The 22,811-nt window shown below is 52.1% G+C and carries 28 protein-coding genes, 1 pseudogene and 1 other annotated feature; of the genes and pseudogenes, 23 read left to right on the top strand and 6 right to left on the bottom strand.

The genetic code is table 11. The annotated features are described in order from the left end of the window. Positions 1-144 precede the first annotated feature (144 nt). The 3 genes from clpB to rluD form a co-directional block, all read right to left on the bottom strand. Positions 145-2,718: an ATP-dependent chaperone ClpB gene (gene clpB / locus ACMHLI_RS16850; RefSeq protein ID WP_413530455.1), complete on the bottom strand. Its 2,574-nt coding sequence runs from the start codon at positions 2,716-2,718 to the stop codon at positions 145-147. A 130-nt stretch (positions 2,719-2,848) separates the two neighbouring features. Beyond that, the gene (gene yfiH, locus ACMHLI_RS16845; protein WP_413530454.1) at positions 2,849-3,586 is read right to left on the bottom strand and encodes a purine nucleoside phosphorylase YfiH; all 738 of its coding nucleotides are present in this window, start codon (positions 3,584-3,586) and stop codon (positions 2,849-2,851) included. Continuing rightward, complete coding sequence (gene rluD / locus ACMHLI_RS16840) at positions 3,586-4,563, bottom strand: 23S rRNA pseudouridine(1911/1915/1917) synthase RluD (protein ID WP_413530453.1); 978 nt, start codon at positions 4,561-4,563, stop codon at positions 3,586-3,588. Before rluD ends, yfiH begins: the two co-directional genes overlap by 1 nt. A gap of 130 nt (positions 4,564-4,693) precedes the next feature. Here rluD and bamD point away from each other — a divergent pair, with 130 nt between their 5' ends. From bamD to pheA, 4 genes are all read left to right on the top strand, one after another. Further along, positions 4,694-5,428 carry an outer membrane protein assembly factor BamD gene (bamD, locus tag ACMHLI_RS16835; RefSeq protein ID WP_413530452.1) on the top strand — a complete coding sequence of 245 codons (735 nt, stop codon included), beginning with the start codon at positions 4,694-4,696 and terminating at the stop codon, positions 5,426-5,428. A 334-nt stretch (positions 5,429-5,762) separates the two neighbouring features. Beyond that, positions 5,763-6,107 (top strand): ribosome-associated translation inhibitor RaiA, encoded by a 345-nt coding sequence (gene raiA / locus ACMHLI_RS16830; RefSeq protein ID WP_112169423.1) that lies wholly within the window; start codon positions 5,763-5,765, stop codon positions 6,105-6,107. Positions 6,108-6,241: 134 nt separating this feature from the next. Then, positions 6,242-6,366: a sequence feature (Phe leader region), on the top strand. Continuing rightward, entirely contained in the window at positions 6,243-6,290 is a 48-nt protein-coding gene (locus tag ACMHLI_RS16825) for a hypothetical protein (RefSeq protein ID WP_369794779.1), read from the top strand. Its footprint overlaps the feature before it by 48 nt. A gap of 53 nt (positions 6,367-6,419) precedes the next feature. Further along, positions 6,420-7,574 (top strand): bifunctional chorismate mutase/prephenate dehydratase, encoded by a 1,155-nt coding sequence (gene pheA, locus ACMHLI_RS16820; RefSeq protein WP_112169421.1) that lies wholly within the window; start codon positions 6,420-6,422, stop codon positions 7,572-7,574. 63 nt (positions 7,575-7,637) lie between these two features. On the opposite strand, the gene tyrA is transcribed toward pheA, so the two are convergent. The 3 genes from tyrA to ACMHLI_RS16805 form a co-directional block, all read right to left on the bottom strand. Beyond that, positions 7,638-8,759 carry a bifunctional chorismate mutase/prephenate dehydrogenase gene (tyrA, locus tag ACMHLI_RS16815; protein WP_413530451.1) on the bottom strand — a complete coding sequence of 374 codons (1,122 nt, stop codon included), beginning with the start codon at positions 8,757-8,759 and terminating at the stop codon, positions 7,638-7,640. A 6-nt stretch (positions 8,760-8,765) separates the two neighbouring features. Further along, a complete protein-coding gene (locus ACMHLI_RS16810) occupies positions 8,766-9,842 on the bottom strand; it encodes a 3-deoxy-7-phosphoheptulonate synthase (RefSeq protein ID WP_112169417.1) in 1,077 nt (358 codons plus the stop codon). Positions 9,843-10,152: 310 nt separating this feature from the next. Continuing rightward, on the bottom strand, positions 10,153-10,743 hold the full coding sequence (locus ACMHLI_RS16805; protein WP_413530450.1) for a phage repressor protein CI: 591 nt from the start codon (positions 10,741-10,743) through the stop codon (positions 10,153-10,155). Between the two features lie 169 nt (positions 10,744-10,912). Here ACMHLI_RS16805 and ACMHLI_RS16800 point away from each other — a divergent pair, with 169 nt between their 5' ends. The 19 genes and pseudogenes from ACMHLI_RS16800 to ACMHLI_RS16710 all read left to right on the top strand — a co-directional run bounded on the left by ACMHLI_RS16800 (position 10,913) and on the right by ACMHLI_RS16710 (position 22,792). Continuing rightward, positions 10,913-11,203, top strand: a complete 291-nt coding sequence (locus tag ACMHLI_RS16800; RefSeq protein ID WP_413530449.1) for a hypothetical protein — start codon at positions 10,913-10,915, stop codon at positions 11,201-11,203. Further along, on the top strand, positions 11,187-11,408 hold the full coding sequence (locus ACMHLI_RS16795) for a TraR/DksA C4-type zinc finger protein (RefSeq protein ID WP_413530448.1): 222 nt from the start codon (positions 11,187-11,189) through the stop codon (positions 11,406-11,408). Before ACMHLI_RS16800 ends, ACMHLI_RS16795 begins: the two co-directional genes overlap by 17 nt. 198 nt (positions 11,409-11,606) lie before the next feature. Continuing rightward, positions 11,607-13,436, top strand: coding sequence for a replication endonuclease (locus ACMHLI_RS16790; protein ID WP_413530447.1), 1,830 nt, complete (start codon positions 11,607-11,609; stop codon positions 13,434-13,436). Between the two features lie 112 nt (positions 13,437-13,548). Further along, the gene (locus ACMHLI_RS16785; protein ID WP_413530446.1) at positions 13,549-13,743 is read left to right on the top strand and encodes a hypothetical protein; all 195 of its coding nucleotides are present in this window, start codon (positions 13,549-13,551) and stop codon (positions 13,741-13,743) included. A 207-nt stretch (positions 13,744-13,950) separates the two neighbouring features. Beyond that, positions 13,951-14,154 carry a tail protein X gene (locus tag ACMHLI_RS16780; RefSeq protein WP_413530445.1) on the top strand — a complete coding sequence of 68 codons (204 nt, stop codon included), beginning with the start codon at positions 13,951-13,953 and terminating at the stop codon, positions 14,152-14,154. Then, positions 14,145-14,366, top strand: coding sequence for an HP1 family phage holin (locus ACMHLI_RS16775; protein ID WP_413530444.1), 222 nt, complete (start codon positions 14,145-14,147; stop codon positions 14,364-14,366). The genes ACMHLI_RS16780 and ACMHLI_RS16775 overlap by 10 nt, the downstream gene beginning before the upstream one ends. Next, positions 14,347-14,856 carry a lysozyme gene (locus ACMHLI_RS16770; protein WP_413530443.1) on the top strand — a complete coding sequence of 170 codons (510 nt, stop codon included), beginning with the start codon at positions 14,347-14,349 and terminating at the stop codon, positions 14,854-14,856. The genes ACMHLI_RS16775 and ACMHLI_RS16770 overlap by 20 nt, the downstream gene beginning before the upstream one ends. Continuing rightward, on the top strand, positions 14,857-15,282 hold the full coding sequence (locus tag ACMHLI_RS16765) for a transcriptional regulator (RefSeq protein ID WP_413530442.1): 426 nt from the start codon (positions 14,857-14,859) through the stop codon (positions 15,280-15,282). Continuing rightward, positions 15,167-15,415: an Rz1-like lysis system protein LysC gene (gene lysC / locus ACMHLI_RS16760; RefSeq protein WP_413530457.1), complete on the top strand. Its 249-nt coding sequence runs from the start codon at positions 15,167-15,169 to the stop codon at positions 15,413-15,415. The genes ACMHLI_RS16765 and lysC overlap by 116 nt, the downstream gene beginning before the upstream one ends. Next, the gene (locus ACMHLI_RS16755) at positions 15,378-15,845 is read left to right on the top strand and encodes a phage tail protein (protein WP_413530441.1); all 468 of its coding nucleotides are present in this window, start codon (positions 15,378-15,380) and stop codon (positions 15,843-15,845) included. Before lysC ends, ACMHLI_RS16755 begins: the two co-directional genes overlap by 38 nt. Positions 15,846-15,926: 81 nt before the next feature. Then, on the top strand, positions 15,927-16,568 hold the full coding sequence (locus ACMHLI_RS16750) for a phage baseplate assembly protein V (protein WP_413530440.1): 642 nt from the start codon (positions 15,927-15,929) through the stop codon (positions 16,566-16,568). After that, entirely contained in the window at positions 16,565-16,915 is a 351-nt protein-coding gene (locus ACMHLI_RS16745) for a GPW/gp25 family protein (protein ID WP_413530439.1), read from the top strand. The genes ACMHLI_RS16750 and ACMHLI_RS16745 overlap by 4 nt, the downstream gene beginning before the upstream one ends. A 4-nt stretch (positions 16,916-16,919) precedes the next feature. Further along, positions 16,920-17,828 (top strand): baseplate assembly protein, encoded by a 909-nt coding sequence (locus tag ACMHLI_RS16740; RefSeq protein WP_413530438.1) that lies wholly within the window; start codon positions 16,920-16,922, stop codon positions 17,826-17,828. Beyond that, positions 17,821-18,348 (top strand): phage tail protein I, encoded by a 528-nt coding sequence (locus ACMHLI_RS16735; RefSeq protein WP_413530437.1) that lies wholly within the window; start codon positions 17,821-17,823, stop codon positions 18,346-18,348. Before ACMHLI_RS16740 ends, ACMHLI_RS16735 begins: the two co-directional genes overlap by 8 nt. An 11-nt stretch (positions 18,349-18,359) precedes the next feature. Next, a pseudogene (locus tag ACMHLI_RS16730) lies at positions 18,360-19,028 on the top strand (phage tail protein); the annotation flags it as partial. 1,037 nt (positions 19,029-20,065) lie between these two features. Further along, positions 20,066-20,611, top strand: coding sequence for a tail fiber assembly protein (locus ACMHLI_RS16725; protein ID WP_413530436.1), 546 nt, complete (start codon positions 20,066-20,068; stop codon positions 20,609-20,611). Between the two features lie 140 nt (positions 20,612-20,751). Then, positions 20,752-21,921, top strand: a complete 1,170-nt coding sequence (locus tag ACMHLI_RS16720; RefSeq protein WP_413530435.1) for a phage tail sheath protein — start codon at positions 20,752-20,754, stop codon at positions 21,919-21,921. A gap of 14 nt (positions 21,922-21,935) precedes the next feature. Beyond that, entirely contained in the window at positions 21,936-22,445 is a 510-nt protein-coding gene (locus ACMHLI_RS16715; RefSeq protein ID WP_413530434.1) for a phage major tail tube protein, read from the top strand. Positions 22,446-22,504: 59 nt separating this feature from the next. Further along, complete coding sequence (locus ACMHLI_RS16710) at positions 22,505-22,792, top strand: phage tail assembly protein (RefSeq protein WP_413530433.1); 288 nt, start codon at positions 22,505-22,507, stop codon at positions 22,790-22,792. Positions 22,793-22,811: the final 19 nt, after the last annotated feature.

The raw sequence follows: 22,811 nt of genomic DNA, 5'->3' as shown, positions 1-22,811 counted from the left end.
GTTCTGAGCAGGCCGCAAGGGTTTATTGCAAATTATTTACCGACCGTTCATAAATACATCAAACGCTTTATTTGCGTTCAAAAAGCGCATAAAAAACGGGCTCCAAACTGCTTTGGAGCCCGTTTTGTACTTTACGCCTTACCGTTATTGTCTTGCGACAATGTGATCATCTTCCACATCAACCGTAATTGGCTTACCTGGAATCAGCTTACCCGACAAAATTTGCTGGGCCAGCGGGTTCTCAATTTGCTGCTGGATGGCACGTTTCAACGGACGCGCACCATAAACAGGATCGAATCCTGTATTGCCAAGCAGCTCCAGCGCCGCATCGGTCAGCGTTGCTGTATAGCCGTGCTCTTCCAAACGTTTGTATAAACGCTGTAACTGGATCTGCGCGATATGCTTGATATGCGCATGAGCCAGCGGATGGAATACCACAACCTCATCTATACGGTTGATGAATTCCGGTCGGAAGCTGTGTGTCACTACTTCCATTACTGACTCTTTCATCTGCGCATAGGTCGCTTCACCAAAGTGTTGCTGAATAATGTCAGAGCCCAGGTTAGAGGTCATGATCACCACTGTATTACGGAAGTCGACTGTTCTGCCCTGTCCGTCGGTTAAGCGTCCGTCATCCAATACCTGCAATAAGATGTTGAAGACATCCGGATGCGCCTTTTCCACTTCATCTAATAAGATGACGGAATAAGGACGGCGACGCACAGCTTCAGTCAGATACCCGCCTTCTTCATAACCCACATAACCCGGAGGCGCACCGACCAGACGAGAAACTGAATGTTTCTCCATAAACTCTGACATATCGATACGCACCATCGCGTCATCGCTGTTGAACAGGAATGTCGCCAGCGCTTTGCACAACTCGGTTTTACCCACACCGGTCGGGCCGAGGAAAAGGAACGAGCCAATCGGGCGATTCGGATCCGACAACCCTGCACGGCTGCGGCGGATCGCATTTGATACCGCTTCCACCGCTTCGTTCTGACCGATAACCCGGCTATGCAGTTCCTCTTCCATACGCAGCAGTTTCTCTCGCTCGCTTTCCAGCATGCGGGCCACTGGTATGCCCGTCCAACGCGCCAGCACATCGGCAATTTCCACATCTGTTACGCGGTTACGCAGCAGTTTCATGGTTTTGCCTTCAGCCTGCGTCGCTGCGGCCAGTTGTTTTTCCAGCTCAGGAATTTTCCCATACTGCAATTCTGACATACGCCCCAGGTCGCCAACGCGACGCGCCTGCTCAAGCGTGATTTTCGCCTGCTCCAGTTCCGCTTTAATATTCTGCGTACCGGTCAGTGACGCTTTCTCGGCTTTCCACTCTTCTTCCAGTTCAGAGTATTCACGCTCTTTCTGGTCGAGCTCTGTTTCCAGCATCTCGAGACGTTTCACGCTGGCATCATCAGACTCTTTCTTCAGCGCCTGTTGTTCCAGCTTGAGCTGAATGATACGGCGCTCAAGGCGATCGAGAGATTCCGGTTTCGAGTCCATCTGCATACGGATACTGGACGCCGCTTCATCGATAAGGTCGATTGCTTTATCCGGTAACTGACGATCGGAAATATAACGGTGCGATAAGGTCGCGGCCGCTACGATTGCCGGATCAGTAATCTGTACATGATGATGCAGTTCGTAACGCTCTTTCAGCCCACGCAAAATGGCAATGGTGTCTTCAACAGAAGGCTCGGCGACAAACACTTTCTGAAAACGACGCTCTAACGCGGCGTCCTTCTCTATATACTGACGATATTCGTTTAAGGTCGTCGCACCAACGCAGTGAAGTTCACCACGTGCCAGCGCTGGCTTCAGCATGTTCCCGGCATCCATCGCACCGTCGGCTTTACCTGCGCCCACCATCGTGTGCAATTCGTCGATGAACAGAATGACGTTACCTTCCTGTTTCGCCAGATCGTTTAACAGGCCTTTCAAGCGTTCTTCGAATTCGCCACGATATTTCGCCCCGGCCACCAGCGCGCCCATGTCTAATGACAATACGCGTTTGTTTTTTAGCCCTTCAGGCACTTCACCATTGATAATGCGCTGCGCCAAACCCTCTGCGATTGCCGTTTTACCGACACCCGGTTCACCAATCAGTACCGGGTTATTTTTGGTACGGCGTTGCAGCACCTGAATTGTCCGTCGAATTTCTTCATCACGACCGATGACCGGATCCAGTTTGCCCTGCTCGGCGCGTTCGGTCAGATCGATAGTGAATTTTTTCAATGCCTGACGTTGGTCTTCGGCATTCTGGTCATCCACTTTCTCACCTCCACGCATTTGATCGATAGCCGCAGTAATCTTCTCGGCCGTTGCGCCGCTGGCTTTTAACACATCTGTTAATGAGCCGCGGTCTTTCATCACTGCCAGAACGAAGAGTTCTGACGAAATAAAGGTATCGGCACGTTGCTGTGCCAGTTTGTCACAAAGATTTAAAACACGAACCAGCTCATGGGATGGTTGAACATCTCCGCCGGTTCCTTCAACTTGCGGCAAACGCCCCAAAGCCTGATCAACATCCGTGCGCAGTTTCTGGGTATCAACCCCGGCTGCTGTTAATAAAGGGCGCACGGTTCCGCCTTCCTGAGTGAGTAATGCGCTCATCAGGTGGACAGGTTCGATAAATTGATTGTCGCGCCCAAGCGCGAGAGACTGAGCATCCGCGAGGGCAAGCTGGAATTTACTGGTAAGACGATCCGGACGCATAACACCTCCAATACTGAACAAAATTGCTACTGGAGATTAGATGAGGTCAACCCTCACGTTTTCAAGGTTATCTTGTCAGTATATTAGAAGGGCAACAGTGATGCGCGATGGATCGTCTTGATTAGACAGGTTATCTCAGCCAAATTAAACTTGCCAGCCGTCCGGTGATTCCGTCGCGTCGGTAAGAGTAAAATTTGCTGTTGTCAGATACGGTGCAATATTCACCGCCGTAGATGGCGCTTACACCCGAAGATTGCAAGCGCAAACGGGCAAGCTGAAAGATATCGGCCATGAATTTCGTTCCGGCCGGAACAAAAGCGCAAGAGGATTCAGGATCCACGGCAATAAAGGCTTCACGAACCTCGGCGCCCACTTCAAAATGGGACGGACCAATTGCCGGACCGAGCCATGCAATGACATCACCCGGATTTGCCCTGAAGCACGCCAGGGTATTTTCCAGTACACCCGCACACAATCCACGCCAGCCCGCATGCGCGGCCGCCACTTCATCCCCTGCACGACTACAAAACAGCACCGGCAGGCAGTCTGCCGTCATCGCAGCACAAACTACCCCAGGCTCACAGGTATAGGCAGCATCAGCAATCAGGGTGGGTGTAACGGGAGTCAGTGAAGTGAGTCGGGCAACATCGGTGCCGTGAACCTGTTGGAGCCAATGCGGCGCTGCGGGCAAACCACCCAGCGCAATCAGTCGCTGGCGGTTGGCTGCTACGTGTTGCGGATTATCCCCGACATGGTTGCCAACATTAAGGAAACCGAAAGGAGGCAAACTGATGCCTCCTTTACGGGTTGTTGCGCATGACCGAACCGAAGCCGGTTGTGGCCACTGAGGCCTGATAAGCGCGCTCATTACCAGTTCATCTGGTCCTTGAACTCTTCGGTATCTGCTTTCAGCGCAGTTATCAGGTCAACCATATCCTGAGGAAGCGGGGCATGCCATTCCATCTGAATACCGGTGACTGGATGATAAAGACGAAGCATGGTCGCGTGTAGCGCCTGACGATCGAATCCGCGCAGCGTATTGATGAACGCTTCGGAAGCCCCTTTCGGCAAACGCGGACGGCCGCCATAAAGCTGGTCGCCTAACAACGGATGGTTAACGTGAGCCATGTGCACACGAATCTGGTGGGTACGACCCGATTCGAGACGCAGACGCAGACGCGTATGGGCACGGAAATGCTCCATGATGCGGTAATGCGTCGTCGCTGGTTTACCCATCGGATGAACGGCCATGTGCGTACGTTTGGTGGAATGACGCGCAATCGGCTCATTCACCGTGCCGCCTGCCGTCATTGTACCAATGGCCACAGCTTCGTATTCGCGGGTAATTTCGCGAGCCTGAAGAGCCATTACCAGATGCGTTTGCGCAGGAACCGATTTAGCGACAACCATCAGACCGGTGGTATCTTTATCGAGACGGTGAACGATGCCGCAGCGCGGAACGTCCATGATTTCAGGGTAATAATGCAGTAACGCATTCAGTACCGTACCGTCAGGATTTCCTGCGCCTGGGTGAACAACCAGATCGCGGGGTTTATTGATGACTAAAATATCGCTATCTTCATAGACGATATCTAAAGGGATATCTTGTGGCAGCCAGCGCGCTTCTTCTTCAATTTGCGCATCGATTGCGATAGCCTCGCCACCCAACACTTTTTCTTTAGGTTTGGTCACTTTTTTGCCGTTGACCGTGACCCGGTCGTCCAGGATCCAATCTTTTATGCGAGATCTGGAATAATCAGGGAACAATTCGGCCAAAGCCTGATCTAACCGTTGACCGAGTTGAGATTCGGCCACCGTTGCGGTGAGTTGTACTTGTTGTGCCATATGCAGCTTCTTGGTTAACGTTGGGTTTTCACGGCGATGCCGTTTAAAATAATGTGCTATTGTAGCTGGTCTTTGTCGGGAGCTTAACGGACAGTCTCCCAGAATAACACCTGAGGATAATCAAAACGTCATGACGCGTGTGAAATATCTGGTGGCAGCAGCCACGTTGAGCCTGGCGCTGGTCGGTTGCTCCAGTTCCAAAGAAACGGTTCCCGATAACCCGCCTAACGTCCTTTATGCCACTGCCCAGCAAAAGCTGCAGGACGGTAACTTTAAAGGCGCGATTGCGCAATTAGAAGCGTTGGATAACCGCTATCCATTTGGGCCTTACTCGCAGCAAGTTCAGTTAGATCTGATTTATGCCTATTACAAGTCTGCTGACTTGCCAATGGCTCAGGCCTCAATTGATCGCTTTATGCGTCTAAATCCTACCCATCCAAATATCGACTACGTCATGTATATGCGTGGTTTAACGGATATGGCGTTGGATGACAGTGCATTGCAAGGATTCTTCGGTGTTGATCGTTCTGACCGCGATCCGCAGCATGCACGTGCGGCCTTCCGTGATTTCAGCCAGCTGATCCACGCATATCCAAACAGCCAGTACGCGACTGATGCGACTAAGCGTTTGGTATTCCTGAAAGAGCGTCTGGCGAAATACGAGCTGTCAGTGGTGCAATACTACACTAAACGTGGTGCTTACGTCGCTGTCGTTAACCGTGTAGAGCAAATGCTGAAAGATTATCCGGATGCGCATGCAACGCACGAAGCGCTGCCGTTGATGGAAAGTGCCTATCGCGAACTGCAGCTGAATAACCAGGCTGATAAAGTTGCGAAAATTATTGCCGCCAATAACGCTGCATAATTTCAAATGTCCGAACACAAAAACGGTAGCTCAGGCTGCCGTTTTTTTTGTTCTTTTTTTGGCATTGATGAGATGAGTTAAGCAAGAGAAACAGAAGGGATTAAAAAACGAGCAAAAAGTGATTGATACCAAAGAGGAAGTACGGCACCGATCTTATCAATCATGCTTCATCCCGCTGTAAGTCTCAAGGCATTTACCGCCATAAATTATTCTGAGTCACAGAATCGTCTGAGTTGACAAAAAGTGACAAAAAACCGCGATACAGGGGACGCAATTCATAAAAAAGGCTGGTATGTTGGATTCATCGGAGACGGAAAGAAGAGAGGTAAATTATATGACAGTCAACATTACCAGCAAGCAAATGGACATCACTGCCGCTATTCGTGACCACATCGAAGGCCGTCTGAAAAAACTGGAAAAATGGCAAACTCAGTTAATTAACCCGCACATTGTTCTGTCGAAAGAACCACAGGGATTTGTCGCCGATGCGACGATCAGCACGCCAAACGGGCAGCTGATTGCCAGTGCCACCCATGATGATATGTATGCTGCTATTAACGAGATGACCGCGAAACTTGAACGTCAGCTCAATAAAGCGCAACACAAAGGTGAAGCTCGCCGTGCAGAGTCCGGCGTTAAAGAACTGAACCTGGAACCGGTGGAGGAAGAAGAGGAATAACCAGGTTGTCGAAATGACCGTTATTAACGCGCTCCAGTGAGCGCGTTTTTTGTGCCCAAAGGAAATCTTATTGACACAGGGAAAAGCCTGCGGTTACTTTAAGACTCCGCTCACGTTTAAGGACATTACGACTACATGAATACCCGTCTGTTTTTCTTCGCATTCTTTTTTACCTTCCCCTGATTGGGAGGCGTTTCGTCGCGAAAGAATGAATGCGAAGACGAACAACAAAGCCTCCTGAAAAGGGGGCTTTTTTTATGCCTGCGTTTCACACGAATTTACTGAAAGAAAGAACATCAAAAGGGTACAAACATGACCGAGAACTCATTGCTGGCACTGCGCGAACGCATCAGCGCGCTGGATCTGAAACTGCTGGCGTTACTGGCAGAACGTCGCACACTGGCAACAGAAGTTGCGCAATCCAAAATGCACACTCACCGGCCCATCCGCGATAAAGAACGTGAAAAAGAACTGATTAACTCGCTGATAGTGGAAGGGAAAAAGCAGGGGCTGGACGGACATTACATCACCCGCGTTTATCAGCTGATCATCGAAGACTCCGTCTTAACCCAGCAGGCACTGCTTCAGCAACATCTCAACAAAACCAATTCTGACTCTGCCCGCATTGCTTTTCTCGGTCCTAAAGGCTCTTACTCCCACCTTGCCGCCCGACAGTTTGCCGCCCGCCATTTCGAACAATTCATCGAATGCGGTTGCCAGAAATTTCAGGATATTTTCTCTCAGGTGGAAACCGGACAAGCCGATTACGCCGTTCTGCCGATTGAAAATACCAGTTCAGGTTCGATCAATGACGTGTACGATTTGCTGCAACACACCAGCCTTTCTATCGTCGGCGAGCTGACGAATCCGATCAATCACTGCGTGCTGGTGGGAACTGATACTGACCTCTCGCAGATCCAGACAGTGTACAGCCATCCGCAACCATTCCAGCAATGCAGTCAGTTCATTAATCGTTTCCCGCACTGGAAAATTGAATACTGCGAAAGCACTGCCGCCGCGATGGAAAAAGTGGCAGCCGCCAACTCCCCGCACGTTGCCGCCCTTGGCAGCGAGGCTGGCGGTGCGCTTTATCACTTGCAGGTGCTGGAACATAATCTGGCTAATCAGCAGGAAAATATCACCCGCTTCATCGTGCTGGCGCGTAAAGCGATTGAAGTCACCGATCAGGTACCGGCTAAAACCACATTGATCATGGCGACCGGGCAACAGGCCGGTGCGCTGGTGAATGCGCTGCTGGTGTTGCGCGAACAGGGCATCATCATGACTAAGCTGGAATCCCGTCCGATCAACGGCAATCCGTGGGAAGAAATGTTTTATATCGATGTGCAGGCCAATCTGCGTTCGGAAGAGATGAAAAAAGCGCTGAAGGATCTGGCGCCGATCACCCGCTCTCTGAAAGTTCTGGGCTGTTATCCAAGCGAAAACGTCGTTTCCGTCGATTTGTAGTTTTCCAAATAAAAAGGGCGCTGCACGATGCAACGCCCTTCTCGTAGAACCCTTCAGCACAACTCACTTACGATTGTCGTTCGCCTGTCTGAGTAACGCACCACTTTCCTTCAGGAATCGAGGCGCATAATCGCCAAACCAGCTCTCAACCTTTCTGAATTTATCGATAAATGCCTGTTTGTCACCCTTCTCCAACAGTGCCAGCGCATCACCAAAACGCTGATAATAGCGTTTGATCAACGCCAGATTACTTTCTGAAGACATAATAATGTCTGCATAAAGCTGCGGATCCTGAGCGAATAACCGCCCGACCATCGCCAGTTCAAGACGATAAATCGGCGATGACAGCGCCAGCAACTGCTCGATCTGCACATTCTCTTCGCACAGATGCAGACCGTAAGCAAAGGTCGCAAAGTGACGCAGTGCCTGAATGAATGCCATATTTTGATCGTGCTCGACGGCGCTGATTTTGTGTAAGCGCGCGCCCCAGACTTGTAACTGTTCGAGCAACCACTGGTACGCCTGCGGTTCACGACCGTCGCAATACACCACGACCTGCTTTGCCAGGCTGCTGACATCCGGGCCAAACATCGGATGCAGGCCAAGAACCGGCCCTTCATGCACCGCCAGCATCGCCTGAAGCGGACGATTTTTCACTGACGCCAGATCAACCAGAATACAGTCATCCGGTAATTTCGGCAGGCGCGCAATGACTTCCTCGGTCAGGTGGATAGGCACGCTGACAATCACCATACCGGCGTTGGCCAGTAAGGTTTCAGCCTGCGGCCAGTCTTCCTGTTCGAGGACGTTAACCTGATAGCCAGACAGTTCCAGCAAACGGGTAAACAAACGTCCCATCTGACCGCGACCACCAATAATCACCACCGGACGCAGCGCAGGATGAAGCGTTTTAAAGCCTTTGTCGTTTTCGCTTGAATAGGACTCACGCATCACGCGGCGCAATACGTCTTCGATCAAATCCGGCGGAACACCAAGGTTCTGCGCTTCCTGACGACGTGAAGCCAGCATCGCGGCTTCACGTTCAGGCACATAAATCGGCAAACCATAACGGCTTTTGACTTCCCCGACTTCTGCCACCAGCGCCAGACGCCGTGATAAGAGATCTAACAACGCTTTATCTACGTCGTCGATCTGATCGCGCAACGCGTTAAGTTCTGCCACCATAAAAACTTACTCTCCTGCGATTCGTGCCGCCAGCGCGTCGCCCAGCTCCTGATGCATAGTACGCAGCAAGGTTTCTGTGGTTTCCCAGTTAATGCAGGCGTCGGTTACCGACACACCGTATTTCATTTCTGAACGCGGTTGCTCAGAGGACTGGCTGCCTTCGTTCAGATGACTTTCCAGCATCAGGCCGGTGATTGAGCGGTTCCCGGCCTTAATCTGATCAATCACTGACTGAGCCACAATGGTCTGGCGACGGTAGTCTTTGTTTGAGTTGCCGTGACTGCAATCTATCATCAAGGAAGGATGGAGTCCCGCATCGCTCATCTGTTTTTCGCACAGCTGAACGTCTTGTGCGCTGTAGTTTGGCGTTTTGCCGCCGCGAAGAATCACATGACCATCCGGGTTACCCTGGGTCTGCAACAGACACACCTGGCCAGCCTGATTGATCCCCACGAAACGGTGCGCCATTTCCGCAGCACGCATGGCGTTGATCGCCGTGCCCAGACTGCCGTCAGTGCCGTTTTTGAAACCAACCGGCATGGATAATCCAGACGCCATTTCGCGGTGAGTCTGCGACTCGGTGGTACGCGCACCAATGGCTGACCAGCTGAACAGATCGCCTAAGTATTGCGGACTGTTCGGATCCAGCGCTTCCGTAGCCAGCGGCAGACCCATGCCGACCAGTTGCAGCAACAGGTTACGCGCAATGTGCAAACCGGCTTCCACATCAAATGTGCCGTCCATGTGTGGATCGTTAATCAGCCCTTTCCAGCCCACGGTGGTACGCGGTTTTTCGAAGTAAACGCGCATCACGATGTATAGACGATCGCTCAGCTCAGCAGCCAGCGTTTTCAGATGACGCGCATATTCCAGCGCAGCATCCAGATCGTGGATTGAACAAGGACCGCACACCACCAGCAGACGCGGATCACGGCCATGCACGATATCGGCGATGGTTTTACGTGCTTCGGCAATGCTGGTTTCATCACTCACGCTCAGCGGAAAACGGTTTTTCAATTCTTCCGGCGTGATAAGAATTTGTTCGGCACTGATATGTACATTATTGAGGGCGTCTTTTTGCATGATCGTGATTCGCTATTCAGGAAAATGGGCAGCCACGTGGGCATCTGCGGACAACATTACCACAGCCCGTAAAGTTATCAAGCCTTAGTTGTAAACTTAACATTACCAAATCACGGTAACTTAAGGTTAAGTGGAAATTTAAGTTTACATTAAGTTCTATGGAGATGAACACGGTGTACCGCCAGAGTTACAGGGAAGATTTCTTCGAGGGAGAGATAAAAATAAGAGTAGAGAGAGAAAGAAATGAAAAGAGAATTAAAAGCGAATAGGAGACATCCCTCAGCGACGTAACGATGCTGAGGGAAAAAAATTACAGGTTGCGATCCAATGTCATAAAGACCTGGCCGAGCGCAGAAACGTCATCGACACTGCATTCGAAATAGCTGTCCTGACGCGTCACTTTCAGACGATTACCGGGAATGCGGGCCACATCATAAACGTCGACATCACCGTCAATGTCCAGCAACCAGCGGCCATTACCCGGATGGGTGCTGCCCAAATCGATAATCCACGAATGATTACCTTTCACCACGTAGGCCGGTTCAGCCAGCGATCCGTCCAGCAGAGAAGGATCCACCGCCCAGAAGCCTTCTTCTTCCAGCGCTCCGCCGCGTAATCTCAACTTTTTAAGCTGATGAACTCCTTCAGCTACCGGAGCAACGGCAGAGACCGTATCCTGCATTGTCCCTTTGCCGGTTGCCAGCCAGCGCAGTGAAACACCGGTATCCAGCGCACAGGCCACGACCACATCACCGGGGAAATAATTCCTTCTCACCCAGGTACTTATCGTTCCAGAAGATAAACCATACAGATCACCCAGCTCTTTCTGCATGCTAAAGCCGTACGCCTGAAGCATACGCGACAGAACGGCTTTCCCACCTTCGAGTTCATCTAATTGCATCTGGCGAAAACCCCTGAGCTTGTAAATACCAACTTGACAACTCGCAAATGCAAGTTTAGATTGTTTATGTAATGTACCGAACCCCGTCATGATACCAAATTTACGGCGCAGGGGGAGGATCAGTAAGAAATCTCACGAATAACCTGAAGTCAGGAAATGAGGAGAGGCAATGTTTTTAGGATCAGAGCAGCAGCGTCAGGCGGGTTTACGCCATATCGCACATTTAAAAGAAATCTACTTCTCTGAAAAGAGAAATAAGGTTGAGGACATTTATGATCATGCTCCGGATAAATGGAAAACCACATTATGTTTTCACGCCGGTTTGAAACGCCATCATATTTATCTGACTTATTCTGAACTGACGTCTGATGAACAGTTAAAAATTATTCAGGCGTTATTATCGCTACGCCATTTTTCATCATCACTACGAGGAGAATTTACCAATGGCAGACTGGATTGATGAATCACAAGAACACCAGTTGAGGATGCTGCAAGAGCAGATAGCTCAGGCGATCACCGCTCCGCGCAGCGCTTCAGCACACTTTTGTGAAGACTGTGAAATGGCGATCCCTGAGCCCAGACGAAAAATTATACCCGGCGTTCAGCGTTGTATTGAATGTCAGGAAATAAATGAAATAAAACGCAGAAACTATCGATCCATTTAATTCATCCACTTATTTTATTCGCGACACCTCCTGAATTCATTAATTTTGGGAATGGAATTCTATTAGCTAAATTGTGGGATCACACTTATGCCAGATAATATCCGAGGAAGGATCGCCCCTTCCCCACCGCCAGCTTTTCAACGGGCTGCGGGCAAACCTTTTACAGGCGCCTGGTGGTGGAATGCTCCGCTAATTGCAATGGAAAACTCCCTCGAAAAACCACTGACCCGCGATTTCTGCCAGCGCCAGCAGACTGCGCTTTCCTTAATCCATCGGCTTCCGCGTTGCCTTCGCGCGCCGCTCCAGCAGCGTTATCAGTTTTTACTGGAAACCAAAGGCGTGCGTGCCGCCTTTCATTTCCTAATGACGGTGTTCATGCAACGCCTATGGCCGCGCATTCAGCGGGTAAATTCGCGCCATCACTATTGCAGGCAAACTTCGCAAAAGCTACTTGGCGAGGAGGAAACGTTTAACCACCTGCCCGATCTGGATGACCAAAAGCTCAAACGTCTGGCGAACCAGCTGGCGACGAATTTTCAGGAAGCGTATGAACATCACTGCAATGAATGGCTGAAAAACTCGCCAGCAAACCCGGACATCCTGCTCAGTGATCACATCCAGAGCGAGATCTACAACCATCTGGCGGCGATGGCCCGTGCCTGTCGCGTAACCCCGCTTTACTGGCGCGCATTTCAAAAAGGACGGATGACCGCACACGCCGCCGTTGCCAGTATTTCCCGGCTGGTCAGGGAGGAGTGGTGGGAAAAGCAACTACGTTCGCAGCAGCGTCTTTGGCGGGAGGCACTGATGATCGCCTGCGGTTACGTAAGCCGGGCAACGTCACCCTATGCCAGTAAAAACGCCATCCGTGACGTGGTCTCCCGCCGTTTATCCGCACTAAATTATCTCAAGCAATGCGATATAGAGAACGTCGGTTCCGGTGAAAGGCTGAGCCTGCTGAGCACCGTTTTGGCCAGCGTGTCGAATCCTAAACTTCGCCGTATGGAGTTAATGACGCTCATTGCCGGGGTTGAGGATGTGGCTGACCTGCAACAGGATCGCGGGCTGTTCATCACCCTGACCACGCCGTCAAAATATCATCCGCTGAAAACGACCGGCGCGCATTCAGCCCCGCTGTTTAATCAGAAATGGAATACTCACGCGTTTACCCCAAAAGATGCCCAACGCTATCTGGTCGCCGTCTGGGCGAAAATCCGCACCACGTTAAAAGATCGTCACCTCAAAGTATACGGTGTACGGGTGGTTGAGCCGCATCACGACGGCACGCCGCACTGGCACATGATGCTGTTTACGCCGCCGGAGCAACAACAGAAAGTCATCGACATTATGCGCAAATACGCGCTGGAAGAAGATGCGGATGAACCCGGCGCCGCGGAGTCACGCTTCAATTACAAGCCACTCAACCGCGGAGGTGCAGCCGGATACATCGCCAAATATGTGGCGAAAAATATCGATGGTTATGCGCTGGAAGGAGAAACCGATTTTGATTCCGGTCGTCCGCTGACTGATGTCGCCACCGCGGTCACGGCCTGGGCATCCACATGGCGGATCCCACAGTTTCACGCCATCGGTATTCCCTCCGTCGGCGCTTACCGCGAATGCCGTCGAATCCGCAATGTTTGCCTCGCTGGTCAGTTTGGTGCACGGGTCGAAGCCGTACGCTTCGCGGCTGATAACGGCGATTACGCCGGATATATTCAGGCGCAGGGTGGGATTCATATCGGGCGCAAAGAGCAAACGGTTCGGGTCGCACGGGAGTTGAGTAAAGAGCTCAACGCCTACGATGAACCCCGGCAAAAAGTCGTCGGGATATATGCTCCGCATCTCGGTGCATCGCGGATATTTCTGACGCATACCGAAAGCTGGCGCATCGTCCGTCACCGGCTCCCGCCTCAGGAAAAATCGCTGAAAATCCCTGCCTTTTACCCAGCTTGGAGTTCTGGCAATAACTGTGGATCTGCAATCCGTCATCAGGACATGGAAATCATTCAAAAACCGGACCAATAAAAATTACCCCAATAATTCAATGCATTATAAATTTTAAAACGCCCGAAGTGTTGACGTATTAGATCATTTAAAGAATACTGTATATAAACACAGTATCTGGCGAGGGGAGAAAATGGAAAACCTGACTAAACAAGAGCTAACGTTGTCCAGGATACAGCTGATCGCGGACATTTCGCAGACGGCACAATGTAATCCACAAGAATTTCTGGTCGTAATGTCCCTGATTTCAGAGCTGGCAAGCCAGGCGCTGACCGGGGAGCATCACGATGCGCTCTATTTCAACGGCAGCACTGACGACGCCCACTGATCGCCAGATATGACCGGCGGTGTTAGTCAACATACCCGGCGCTTACCTTTCCCAGCTCAGGCCGGACTAAGCGCCCCGCCATTTTCCCTGTTTTCCCCTTTCCTGTTGTGCCAATAGTTTCACAACCCTCCCTGATTGCCGCTTTTCTCCCTCTTGCGCAGACTGAAATCACCTCCTGACGATTTCATTCATTTGCGGAGATCCCCAATGAAATTTTATGCACAACAAGGCGACACCCTCGATTCCCTGTGCTGGCGCTATTACGGCCGAACCGCAGTCGTGGTCGAAAAAGTCTTTGCGGCCAATAAAGGCGTTGCAGATTTAGGACCGCTGCTTCCACACGGGACAGCGATTGAAATGCCCGATATTGCCGAACAACCAGTTCAGGAAATCCTCAAATTATGGGACTGAATACAGAACGCATCAGCTCCGCCTGCGCATACTTCATCGCCACTTCGCTCACCTGGCTGGCGAGTATGACATCGCAGGACATTGCCTTTCTGATCGGCTCGGCCGTCGGCATCGGTACTTTTTTAATTAACTGGTACTACCGGCGTAAAAGCTACCAGCTGCTGGCGCGCAAAGGCCTGAGCAAAGACATCTATGAAGACCTCAACTCTTAAGCGATGCAGCGCCGCCGTAGTGTTAGGGCTGATGACCGCGCTGCCGGGATATTTGTCATTGCAGGTTTCAGAGGACGGACTTCGCCTTATTACCGATTTCGAAGGCTGTCAGTTGCAACCCTATCAGTGCAGTGCGGGCGTGTGGACCAGCGGTATCGGCCATACAGCGGGTGTCAAACCAGCGGGCGCAATAACCGAGCAGCAGGCGGCGAAAAATCTGCTGGATGATATCCAGAAAACTGAACGGGGTATCAAAAAATGTATGCCCGTGGCCATGCCGCAGCCGGTCTATGACGCGGTGGTTTCTTTCAGCTTCAACGTCGGCACGACCGTCGCCTGCAAATCCACGCTGGCGTACTTCATCAATAAACAGCAATGGCGGGAAGCCTGCGGGCAGTTACCGCGCTGGGTTTTCGTCAATGGCGAACGCAGCAACGGGCTTGAGCGCAGGCGTAACGCCGAACTGAATCTGTGTCTGAAGGGGGTGTAGATGCGCTGGATTCTGGCACTTCTCGCGGTATTGACGCTGCTGACCGGCGTTCTGCTGCTTTCCAATCGCTCGCTGCAACACGATTTAACCCTCTCCGGCCAGCAGCGGGATGCACTGAACGTGCAGCTGCAACAGCGTGAAACGCTGATCGCTTCACTTAATCAGCAGATGCGCCAGCGGGAACGGGCGGAACTGGCGTTACGCGAAAATCTGAGCACCGCTCAACGGGCGATGCAAACCCGCGAACATCAACGACAAGGAGAACTTCATGACGATCCGCAATCCCGTCAGTGGGCTGACACTGTTCTGCCTGCTGACGTCAGCCGGTTGCACCACCGCCCCGCCTTCAACACCGCCGGCGATTATTTACGTTGGCTGTCCGGCAGTCAGTCCGTGCCCGGTACCGCCCGCGCAACCAGCGACTAACGGGGATCTGAGCGCCGATATTCTCCAACTCGAATCTGCGCTGCTCAACTGCGGCCTGCAGGTGGAAGCCATCAAAACGTGTCAGGAGGCACAGCATGCAAAAACCAAATCAACTGCAACAACGGCTGATTGAGCAGATCCCACTGTTTCAATTCGCCCCTGAAAAACTGGCACTCATCACGGGTCAGGGCTACGTGGTAGCCACCGCGGCGGCTTCTTTGTCCTTTGAATATCGCTACCCGCTGACCCTGACCATCACGGACGACGACGCACCGCTCAGTGAACAACTGGTCGATCAGGTGGTGGTGACGATCCTCGACTGGCTGCGGGTCAATCAGCCCGAGATCCTCGGTAACGCCAGCCACCGGCTGAGCGATTTTACCTTCACTCAGCAGGGCCACAGCCTGACCCTGATGCTGCAACTGACCGAACGGGTACAGGTCGCCGATCAGGATGACGTGCGCACGATTACACATTTACCCGAGCCGCCGCTGCCGGAGAACGTCGCACTGCCGCGTCAGGTTTACCTCAATGGAGAACTGATCAGCAGCTGGACCGTGTAACCCGCTGACATTCGTTGTGCCATCCGTTAGCGGGCGGTCATCGATTGTCGCTCAACCCTCTGAAACGGCATCCTTTATCCCATGAATACAAATCTGCAACTCAACGAAATCATGCGGCTGATTGGCAATCTGGTACGCATCGGAACGGTATCCGAACTGGATCTGCCGAACGCCCGCTGTCGCGTTGCTACCGGCAGTAACATCACGGCATGGCTGCCGTGGATGACGCACCGTGCAGGCCGCACGCGCAGCTGGTGGGCACCTTCGCCCGGCGAACAGGTTCTGCTGCTGTCGCTCGGCGGTGAGCTGAATACCGCGTTCGTCTTACCGGCGGTGTTTTCCGATGCCATGCCTGCGCCGTCAGTGTCGGCAGACGCTATTCATCTGGCCTTCCCGGACGGCGCGGTATTTGAATACGAGCCGTCCGGCAGTGCGCTGAAAGTCACTGGCATCAAAACCGCCGTGATCAACGCCACAGAAAAAGTGGACGTCACCGCACCGGAAATCCGTTGCACCGCCAGCACGCGCATCACCCTCGATACCCCGGAAGTGGTCTGCACCAGCAAACTGACGACCGGCACGCTGGAAGTGAAACAGGGCGGCACGCTGACCGGAAATCTTACCCACAGTGGCGGCAGTCTGACATCTAACGGCATTGTTATGCACACCCATCGCCACAGCGGCGTGCAGACCGGCAACGGCCAAACCGGAGTTCCGCAATGAGTAATCCGAAATACACAGGCATGGCCAGAGACAGCGGCAAGGCGATTGAAGACCTGGACCATATCAGGCAGTCGGTCAGCGATATTTTGAACACGCCGGTGGGTTCCCGTGTGATGCGCCGCAACTACGGTTCGTTGCTTTCGGAACTTCTCGACCAGCCACAAAACGGTGCGCTGCATCTGCAGATGATGGCAATTTGCTACACCGCGCTGCTGCAGTGGGAACCGCGTATTTCACTGAATGCTATCACTTTCGACACCGATTACACCGGCAAGATGGTGGTAGAACTGACCGGAAGCCGTAGCGATACGGCGACGGATTTTTCTCTCAATATTCCTGTGAGCTGACACTATGGCAACGATCGATTTGAGCCAGTTACCGGCCCCCGATGTGGTCGAGGAACTGGACTATGAAAGCCTGTTTGAGGAGCGTAAAAGTACGCTAATTTCGCTCTATCCCGCCGACCAGCAGGAGGCCATCAGCCGTACGCTGACGCTGGAATCCGAACCGCTGGTCAAACTGCTGCAGGAGAATGCGTACCGCGAGCTGATCCTGCGTCAGCGGGTCAACGAAGCTGCCCGCGCAGTCATGGTGGCCTATGCGACCGGGAACGATCTGGACCAGCTGGCCGCGAACTTCAACGTCGGGCGTCTGGTACTCCGGGCTGCTGACAACACCACCATTCCCCCGACAGCCGCCGTGATGGAAGCCGATACCGATTTGCGTATGCGCATTCCGCAGGCCTTCGAAGGCCTGAGCGTCGCGGGTCCGACCGGTGCCTATGAGTATCATGCACGTTCGGCAGACGGACGGGTGGCGGATGTGTCAGTCATCAGCCCTTCCCCTGCGAATGTACTGGTGACACTGCTTTCTCATGATAACGGCGGTATTGCCAGCGCTGACCTGATATCAAAAGTACAGATAGCCCTGAACGATGAAGACGTCCGCCCGGTGGCTGACCGCGTGGCGGTGCAGTCCGCCAGCATTGTTGAATACGAAATTTCAGCGTCGCTGTTCCTCTATCCGGGCCCGGAGTCCGAACCAATCCAACAGGCCGCGCAGGCGCAGCTTGAGAAGTACATCTCCGATCAGCATCGTCTGGGTCGCGATATCCGTCTCTCCGCCATATATGCCGCATTACACGTTGAAGGCGTTCAGCGCGTCGAACTGGCGAAACCGCTGGCGGACCTGGTGCTTGATAAAACACAGGCCTCCCTCTGCACGCGTTATGCCATAGCGGTCGGAGGTTCAGATGAGTAACCGGCTGCTGCCCTCTGGCTCGTCGGCGCTGGAAGTCGCCGCCGCCGAAGCCTGCGCATTACTGGAGCGCGTCCCAATTCCGCTTCGCACTTTGTGGAACCCGAAAACCTGCCCGGCCATTTTCCTGCCCTATCTGGCCTGGGCGTTTTCCGTCGATAGCTGGGACAGCGAATGGCCGGTAGTCACCAAAAGAAGTGTGATTGAAACCGCCTGGTTCATCCATCAACACAAAGGAACCATCAGTGCGATTCGCCGCGTCGTTGAGCCGCTCGGTTACGTCATTAACGTCAATGAATGGTGGGAAACCGGCGATACGCCCGGCACGTTCCGGCTAGACATCGGCGTGCTTGAAACCGGGATTGACGAAGCGATGTACAACGAAATGGAGCGTTTAATCACTGACGCTAAACCGGCCAGCAGGCATCTGACGGCACTGACAATTACTCAGGATATTGCCGGAAAAATCTTTCTCGGTGCCGCGGCTTATGACGCTGACACTCTCACTGTTTACCCAGGCTGATAAGGAACACTATGAGCACATTTAAATCTGTCGTCACTGACCTCGGACAGGCGCGCATTGCCGCTGCTATTGATAGCGGTCAGGACATCAACATCACCCAAATGGCTGTGGGCGACGGCGGCGGCAGAGCCACCGAACCGGTTTCCACGCAAACCAAACTGGTCAAAGAGACCTACCGCATCAAGCTGAACTCGCTGAAAACGGACAGCAAACATGCCAACTGGATCATCGCCGAAGCGATTATTCCCGCCAGCGCCGGGGGCTTCTGGATGCGGGAAATGGGGCTTTATGCCGATGACGGTACCCTGATTGCAGTCTGCAATATGGCCGAGACCTATAAACCTGCGCTGGAAGAAGGCTCCGGCCGCACGCAAACGCTGCGCATGGTCATTACCGTCACCAGTACCGATGCGGTCAGTTTGACCATAGATGACTCGTTGATCGTTGCAACCGAAGAGTATGTAAATGACCTGCTCGCCACCCACGAGAAATCGCGCAACCATCCTGATGGCACCCTGACCGCTAAAGGTTTTGTGCAACTGAGTAGCGCAGTGGACAATGCCAGCGAAGTGCTGGCGGCGACACCGAAAGCGGTGAAAGCGGCGAATGACAATGCAAACGGGCGTTTACCATCAGGTGGCACAGCCGTTGCGGCAACAAAACTGGCAACGGCAAGGAAAATTGCCGGTGTCGCGTTTGATGGAACGGCAGATATTAATCTGGGAGCAGGAAATGTCGGTGCAGTGCCAACAGCCGGGGGCGATGTAGGCTATCTGGCTAACTCAGCACGTTACAGCATTAAACCGGGAGTATGGGAGGGATTCGGCGCTTTAGCAGCTCAATATACGAATCCCAAATCACCTTTCTTAATTCCTTTTGGATTGGCAGCGCCGGCAGGTGTTAGCAACTACTTGCCTATTATTAAGGGACTAACTCATACACAAACGCATGGTTATGGGGCAGCCGTAAGTTTTGGAGCGCTCACCAGCGGCAACCCTGATTATGCCAGAGCATGTATTCATGTCATCGGAGATAATGGAAAAACCGCTGTATGGATATTTGACCCTAATACAAATGGGTTAGCTTGCCCTGGAGACATTAATGGTGCTGATATTTATGGCTCAAAATTTTCTGCTGGATATTTCTTTGCAAACAAAGTTGCATATTTAGACCGTTCCCAAGGGACATATATTGGTTGGAATGAAAGCGGAGGCAAAGGTGAATCTAATTTCATTAATAACAAAGGGAATGGTCCGGGTGGGTTTGTTTTTAGAACAATCAATATAGAGAACACCGTTCAAACAGGGCAAGTTATCTTCAGTGGAACTGGAGATCTCAGCACTTCGGGGACAATAACCGAGGCGGGGCAAAGAGTATATAGCCCAAATAATAAACCAAGTCCTGAAGCTGTTAACTCAATCCAACGTGATACATGTAACGTAGCCGGTTTTGCTTCAGGTAATGCAACTGTGCCCTATATGCGTCACTCAACAAGCAATGCCGTTGTGACGCTTGCCACGAACACATGGACTACTGCAAACTTTGTTAGTGATATTCGTCTTGGCACCTCCTCAGAATTTCAGGAGCGAGGGAACATTGAACGTATGAGTGGCGGCGTTATGACTTCCTTCAAAGATGCAGGAAGTTCAAATTATTGGATCCGCCTTCGACCCTTACAGAAATTTATTAATGGCAACTGGTATACGGTAGGTTATGCATGAAAACAAAAATTTATGGTCCATTTGCATTGCGTAAAAATCTGAATGAAAAAGAAACTCTGCTTGCAGATTCACATGGCATAACATTCCTTTCCGATTCAAAAGGCAATGACTGGTATCAATTACAAAAAAAATTATCTCCAGATAGGCTAAAAGTAGTATTTGATGAAAAGGGGGTGGTTAACTCTGCCAGTTATGATGCATCAACACTATGGCCACAATTTTTTAATTTAGTTGAAGTAGATTTCCTTCCGGAAAATTTTGAAAAGACACCAACTGGAGGGAAATGGATATTCGACGGTGAAAAAATAACTCTCAGAGTTTACTCAGCTGATGAACTTGCTGAACAGGCCTCTTATAGGAAAAATACTTTACTTACTGAAGCCTCAGTAATAATTAGCCCCCTACAAGATGCAAAAGAGTTAGGTATTGCGACAGACAATGAGCTTGCTGAATTAAATAAATGGATGCTTTACAGGGTTTCTCTTAGCCGGATAGATTCTAAAATAGCGCCTGATATTATCTGGCCTGATATTCCGGCTTAATCTAAAGCTCCTTTGGGAGCTTTTTTATTGCTTCAGAATAGGCACCTGTTGTGCCACTCCTCCCACGCCTGCCATTGAATGCGCTTTCTTTTATGAACCGGCATCCTTGCTTCACCCCCACAACAGAGAGAGTCACCCTGATGGCTGATTATCACCACGGCGTACGCGTCGTCGAAATCAATGACGGCACCCGCGTTATTTCAACTGTTTCAACAGCAATTATCGGCATGGTTTGTACCGCCGAAGATGCGGATGCCACCACGTTTCCGCTTAACACACCGGTTCTGATCACCGATGTTCTGGCCGCCAGCGGCAAGGCGGGTAAAACCGGTACGCTGCGTGCTGCGCTGCTGGCTATCGCGGATCAGTGCAAACCGGTCACCGTGGTCGTGCGTGTTGCGACCGGCGCGGATGAAGACGCCACCACCAGCAATATTATTGGCGGTTCGGATGCCAATGGTCGTTATACCGGCATGAAAGCCCTGCTTTCTGCGCAGGCAGAATTAGGCGTTAAGCCTCGCATTCTCGGGGTTCCGGGTCTGGATAATCAGGCGGTTGCCACCGCACTGGCGGGCGTCTGTCAGCAGCTGCGTGCTTTCGGATATACCAGCGCTTACGGCGCGAAAACGCTTTCCGACGCGATCAAATACCGTGACAACTTCAGCCAGCGCGAGCTGATGCTGATCTGGCCGGATTTTGTAAACTGGAATACGGCGACCAGCCAGTCTGATATCGCTTATGCGACCGCCCGCGCTCTGGGTCTGCGCGCCAAAATCGACCAGGAAACCGGTTGGCATAAAACCCTGTCAAACGTCGGCGTCAACGGCGTGACCGGCCTTTCAGCCAGCGTATTCTGGGATTTACAGGCGAGCAGCACCGATGCCGATTTGCTGAACGAAGCGGGCGTGACGACGCTGGTACGCAAAGACGGGTTCCGCTTCTGGGGCAACCGCACCTGCAGCGACGATTCGTTGTTTATCTTCGAAAACTACACCCGCACCGCCCAGGTACTGGCCGATACCATGGCTGAAGCACACATGTGGGCTGTCGATAAGCCGATGACCCCGACGCTGGTGCGCGACATGATCGACGGCATCAAAGCCAAAATGCGCGAAATGAAATCAGCAGGTTACATCATTGATGGCGATTGCTGGTACGACGAAACCGCCAACACCGCAGAAACCCTGAAGGCCGGTAAGCTGTATATCGATTACGACTACACGCCGGTTCCTCCTCTGGAAGATCTGACCCTGCGCCAGCGTATCACCGACTCTTATCTGGTGAACTTTGCCGCGTCCATTAACAGCTAAGGAGAGAATGACTCATGGCACTTCCTAAAAAATTGAAATACCTGAACCTGTTTAACGACGGTAACAGCTACCTTGGCCTGGTCTCTTCCCTGACCCTGCCGAAACTGACCCGCAAGCTGGAAAACTATCGCGGCGGCGGCATGAGCGGTTCGGTCGCGGTGGATTTCGGTCTCGACGACGATGCGCTGACGCTGGAATGGTCAATCGGCGGTCTGGACGAACTGGTTTTGCAACAGTGGGGCAGCATCTCCGATATTCCGCTGCGTTTTGCCGGTTCCCTGCAACGCGACGATACCGGCGATGTATCCGCGGTTGAAGTGATGATGCGTGGCCGTCACAAAGAGTTTGATTTTGGTGAGTACAAGCAAGGTGAAGACACTGAAACCAAAGTCACCACCCAGTGCACCTACTTCAAACTGACTATCGACGGCAAAGAACTGATTGAGATCGACACCGTCAATATGGTGGAAATCGTCAACGGCGTTGACCGCCTGGCTGAACACCGCACCGCGCTCGGCCTGTAATTCCCTTCCCTGAGCCGGCAAAAGTTGCCGGCTTCACTTTCGCTTAAACAGGAAACCCTATGAGCCAGATTGAAAGCAACGACAACACCGTGATTCTTGATGTTCCGCTGAAACGCGGCGATATGGAAATCACAGAAATTCAGGTGACCAAACCGACGGCGGGTAGCCTGCGCGGTATCGGGCTGGCGGCGCTGGCGAACGCCGATGTGGATGCGCTGATTACCATTTTGCCCCGCATCACTTATCCCAATCTCACCAAAGAAGAGTGCTCACGCCTCGAGCTGCCTGACCTGATTGCACTGGCAGGCAAGGTGATTGGTTTTTTATCACCGAAACCGGCGGCGTAAACATCGCGCCCCGCCTCAC

Source organism: Rahnella inusitata, from assembly GCF_965118895.1.
GTDB classification, from domain to species: Bacteria; Pseudomonadota; Gammaproteobacteria; order Enterobacterales; family Enterobacteriaceae; genus Rahnella; species Rahnella inusitata_A.
Note: the sequence above shows the minus strand (reverse complement) of the source record. Positions and strands in the feature narration are given on the sequence as shown.

Excerpts from the sequence above, each read along its gene's own strand:
- clpB (WP_413530455.1), bottom strand. The coding sequence starts at position 2,718 with ATGCGTCCGGATCGTCTTACCAGTAAATTCCAGCTTGCCCTCGCGGAT.
- yfiH (WP_413530454.1), bottom strand. The coding sequence starts at position 3,586 with ATGAGCGCGCTTATCAGGCCTCAGTGGCCACAACCGGCTTCGGTTCGG.
- rluD (WP_413530453.1), bottom strand. The coding sequence starts at position 4,563 with ATGGCACAACAAGTACAACTCACCGCAACGGTGGCCGAATCTCAACTC.
- bamD (WP_413530452.1), top strand. The coding sequence starts at position 4,694 with ATGACGCGTGTGAAATATCTGGTGGCAGCAGCCACGTTGAGCCTGGCG.
- raiA (WP_112169423.1), top strand. The coding sequence starts at position 5,763 with ATGACAGTCAACATTACCAGCAAGCAAATGGACATCACTGCCGCTATT.
- pheA (WP_112169421.1), top strand. The coding sequence starts at position 6,420 with ATGACCGAGAACTCATTGCTGGCACTGCGCGAACGCATCAGCGCGCTG.
- tyrA (WP_413530451.1), bottom strand. The coding sequence starts at position 8,759 with ATGGTGGCAGAACTTAACGCGTTGCGCGATCAGATCGACGACGTAGAT.
- ACMHLI_RS16810 (WP_112169417.1), bottom strand. The coding sequence starts at position 9,842 with ATGCAAAAAGACGCCCTCAATAATGTACATATCAGTGCCGAACAAATT.
- ACMHLI_RS16805 (WP_413530450.1), bottom strand. The coding sequence starts at position 10,743 with ATGCAATTAGATGAACTCGAAGGTGGGAAAGCCGTTCTGTCGCGTATG.
- ACMHLI_RS16800 (WP_413530449.1), top strand. The coding sequence starts at position 10,913 with ATGTTTTTAGGATCAGAGCAGCAGCGTCAGGCGGGTTTACGCCATATC.
- ACMHLI_RS16795 (WP_413530448.1), top strand. The coding sequence starts at position 11,187 with ATGGCAGACTGGATTGATGAATCACAAGAACACCAGTTGAGGATGCTG.
- ACMHLI_RS16790 (WP_413530447.1), top strand. The coding sequence starts at position 11,607 with ATGGAAAACTCCCTCGAAAAACCACTGACCCGCGATTTCTGCCAGCGC.
- ACMHLI_RS16785 (WP_413530446.1), top strand. The coding sequence starts at position 13,549 with ATGGAAAACCTGACTAAACAAGAGCTAACGTTGTCCAGGATACAGCTG.
- ACMHLI_RS16780 (WP_413530445.1), top strand. The coding sequence starts at position 13,951 with ATGAAATTTTATGCACAACAAGGCGACACCCTCGATTCCCTGTGCTGG.
- ACMHLI_RS16775 (WP_413530444.1), top strand. The coding sequence starts at position 14,145 with ATGGGACTGAATACAGAACGCATCAGCTCCGCCTGCGCATACTTCATC.
- ACMHLI_RS16770 (WP_413530443.1), top strand. The coding sequence starts at position 14,347 with ATGAAGACCTCAACTCTTAAGCGATGCAGCGCCGCCGTAGTGTTAGGG.
- ACMHLI_RS16765 (WP_413530442.1), top strand. The coding sequence starts at position 14,857 with ATGCGCTGGATTCTGGCACTTCTCGCGGTATTGACGCTGCTGACCGGC.
- ACMHLI_RS16755 (WP_413530441.1), top strand. The coding sequence starts at position 15,378 with ATGCAAAAACCAAATCAACTGCAACAACGGCTGATTGAGCAGATCCCA.
- ACMHLI_RS16750 (WP_413530440.1), top strand. The coding sequence starts at position 15,927 with ATGAATACAAATCTGCAACTCAACGAAATCATGCGGCTGATTGGCAAT.
- ACMHLI_RS16745 (WP_413530439.1), top strand. The coding sequence starts at position 16,565 with ATGAGTAATCCGAAATACACAGGCATGGCCAGAGACAGCGGCAAGGCG.
- ACMHLI_RS16740 (WP_413530438.1), top strand. The coding sequence starts at position 16,920 with ATGGCAACGATCGATTTGAGCCAGTTACCGGCCCCCGATGTGGTCGAG.
- ACMHLI_RS16735 (WP_413530437.1), top strand. The coding sequence starts at position 17,821 with ATGAGTAACCGGCTGCTGCCCTCTGGCTCGTCGGCGCTGGAAGTCGCC.
- ACMHLI_RS16725 (WP_413530436.1), top strand. The coding sequence starts at position 20,066 with ATGAAAACAAAAATTTATGGTCCATTTGCATTGCGTAAAAATCTGAAT.
- ACMHLI_RS16720 (WP_413530435.1), top strand. The coding sequence starts at position 20,752 with ATGGCTGATTATCACCACGGCGTACGCGTCGTCGAAATCAATGACGGC.
- ACMHLI_RS16715 (WP_413530434.1), top strand. The coding sequence starts at position 21,936 with ATGGCACTTCCTAAAAAATTGAAATACCTGAACCTGTTTAACGACGGT.
- ACMHLI_RS16710 (WP_413530433.1), top strand. The coding sequence starts at position 22,505 with ATGAGCCAGATTGAAAGCAACGACAACACCGTGATTCTTGATGTTCCG.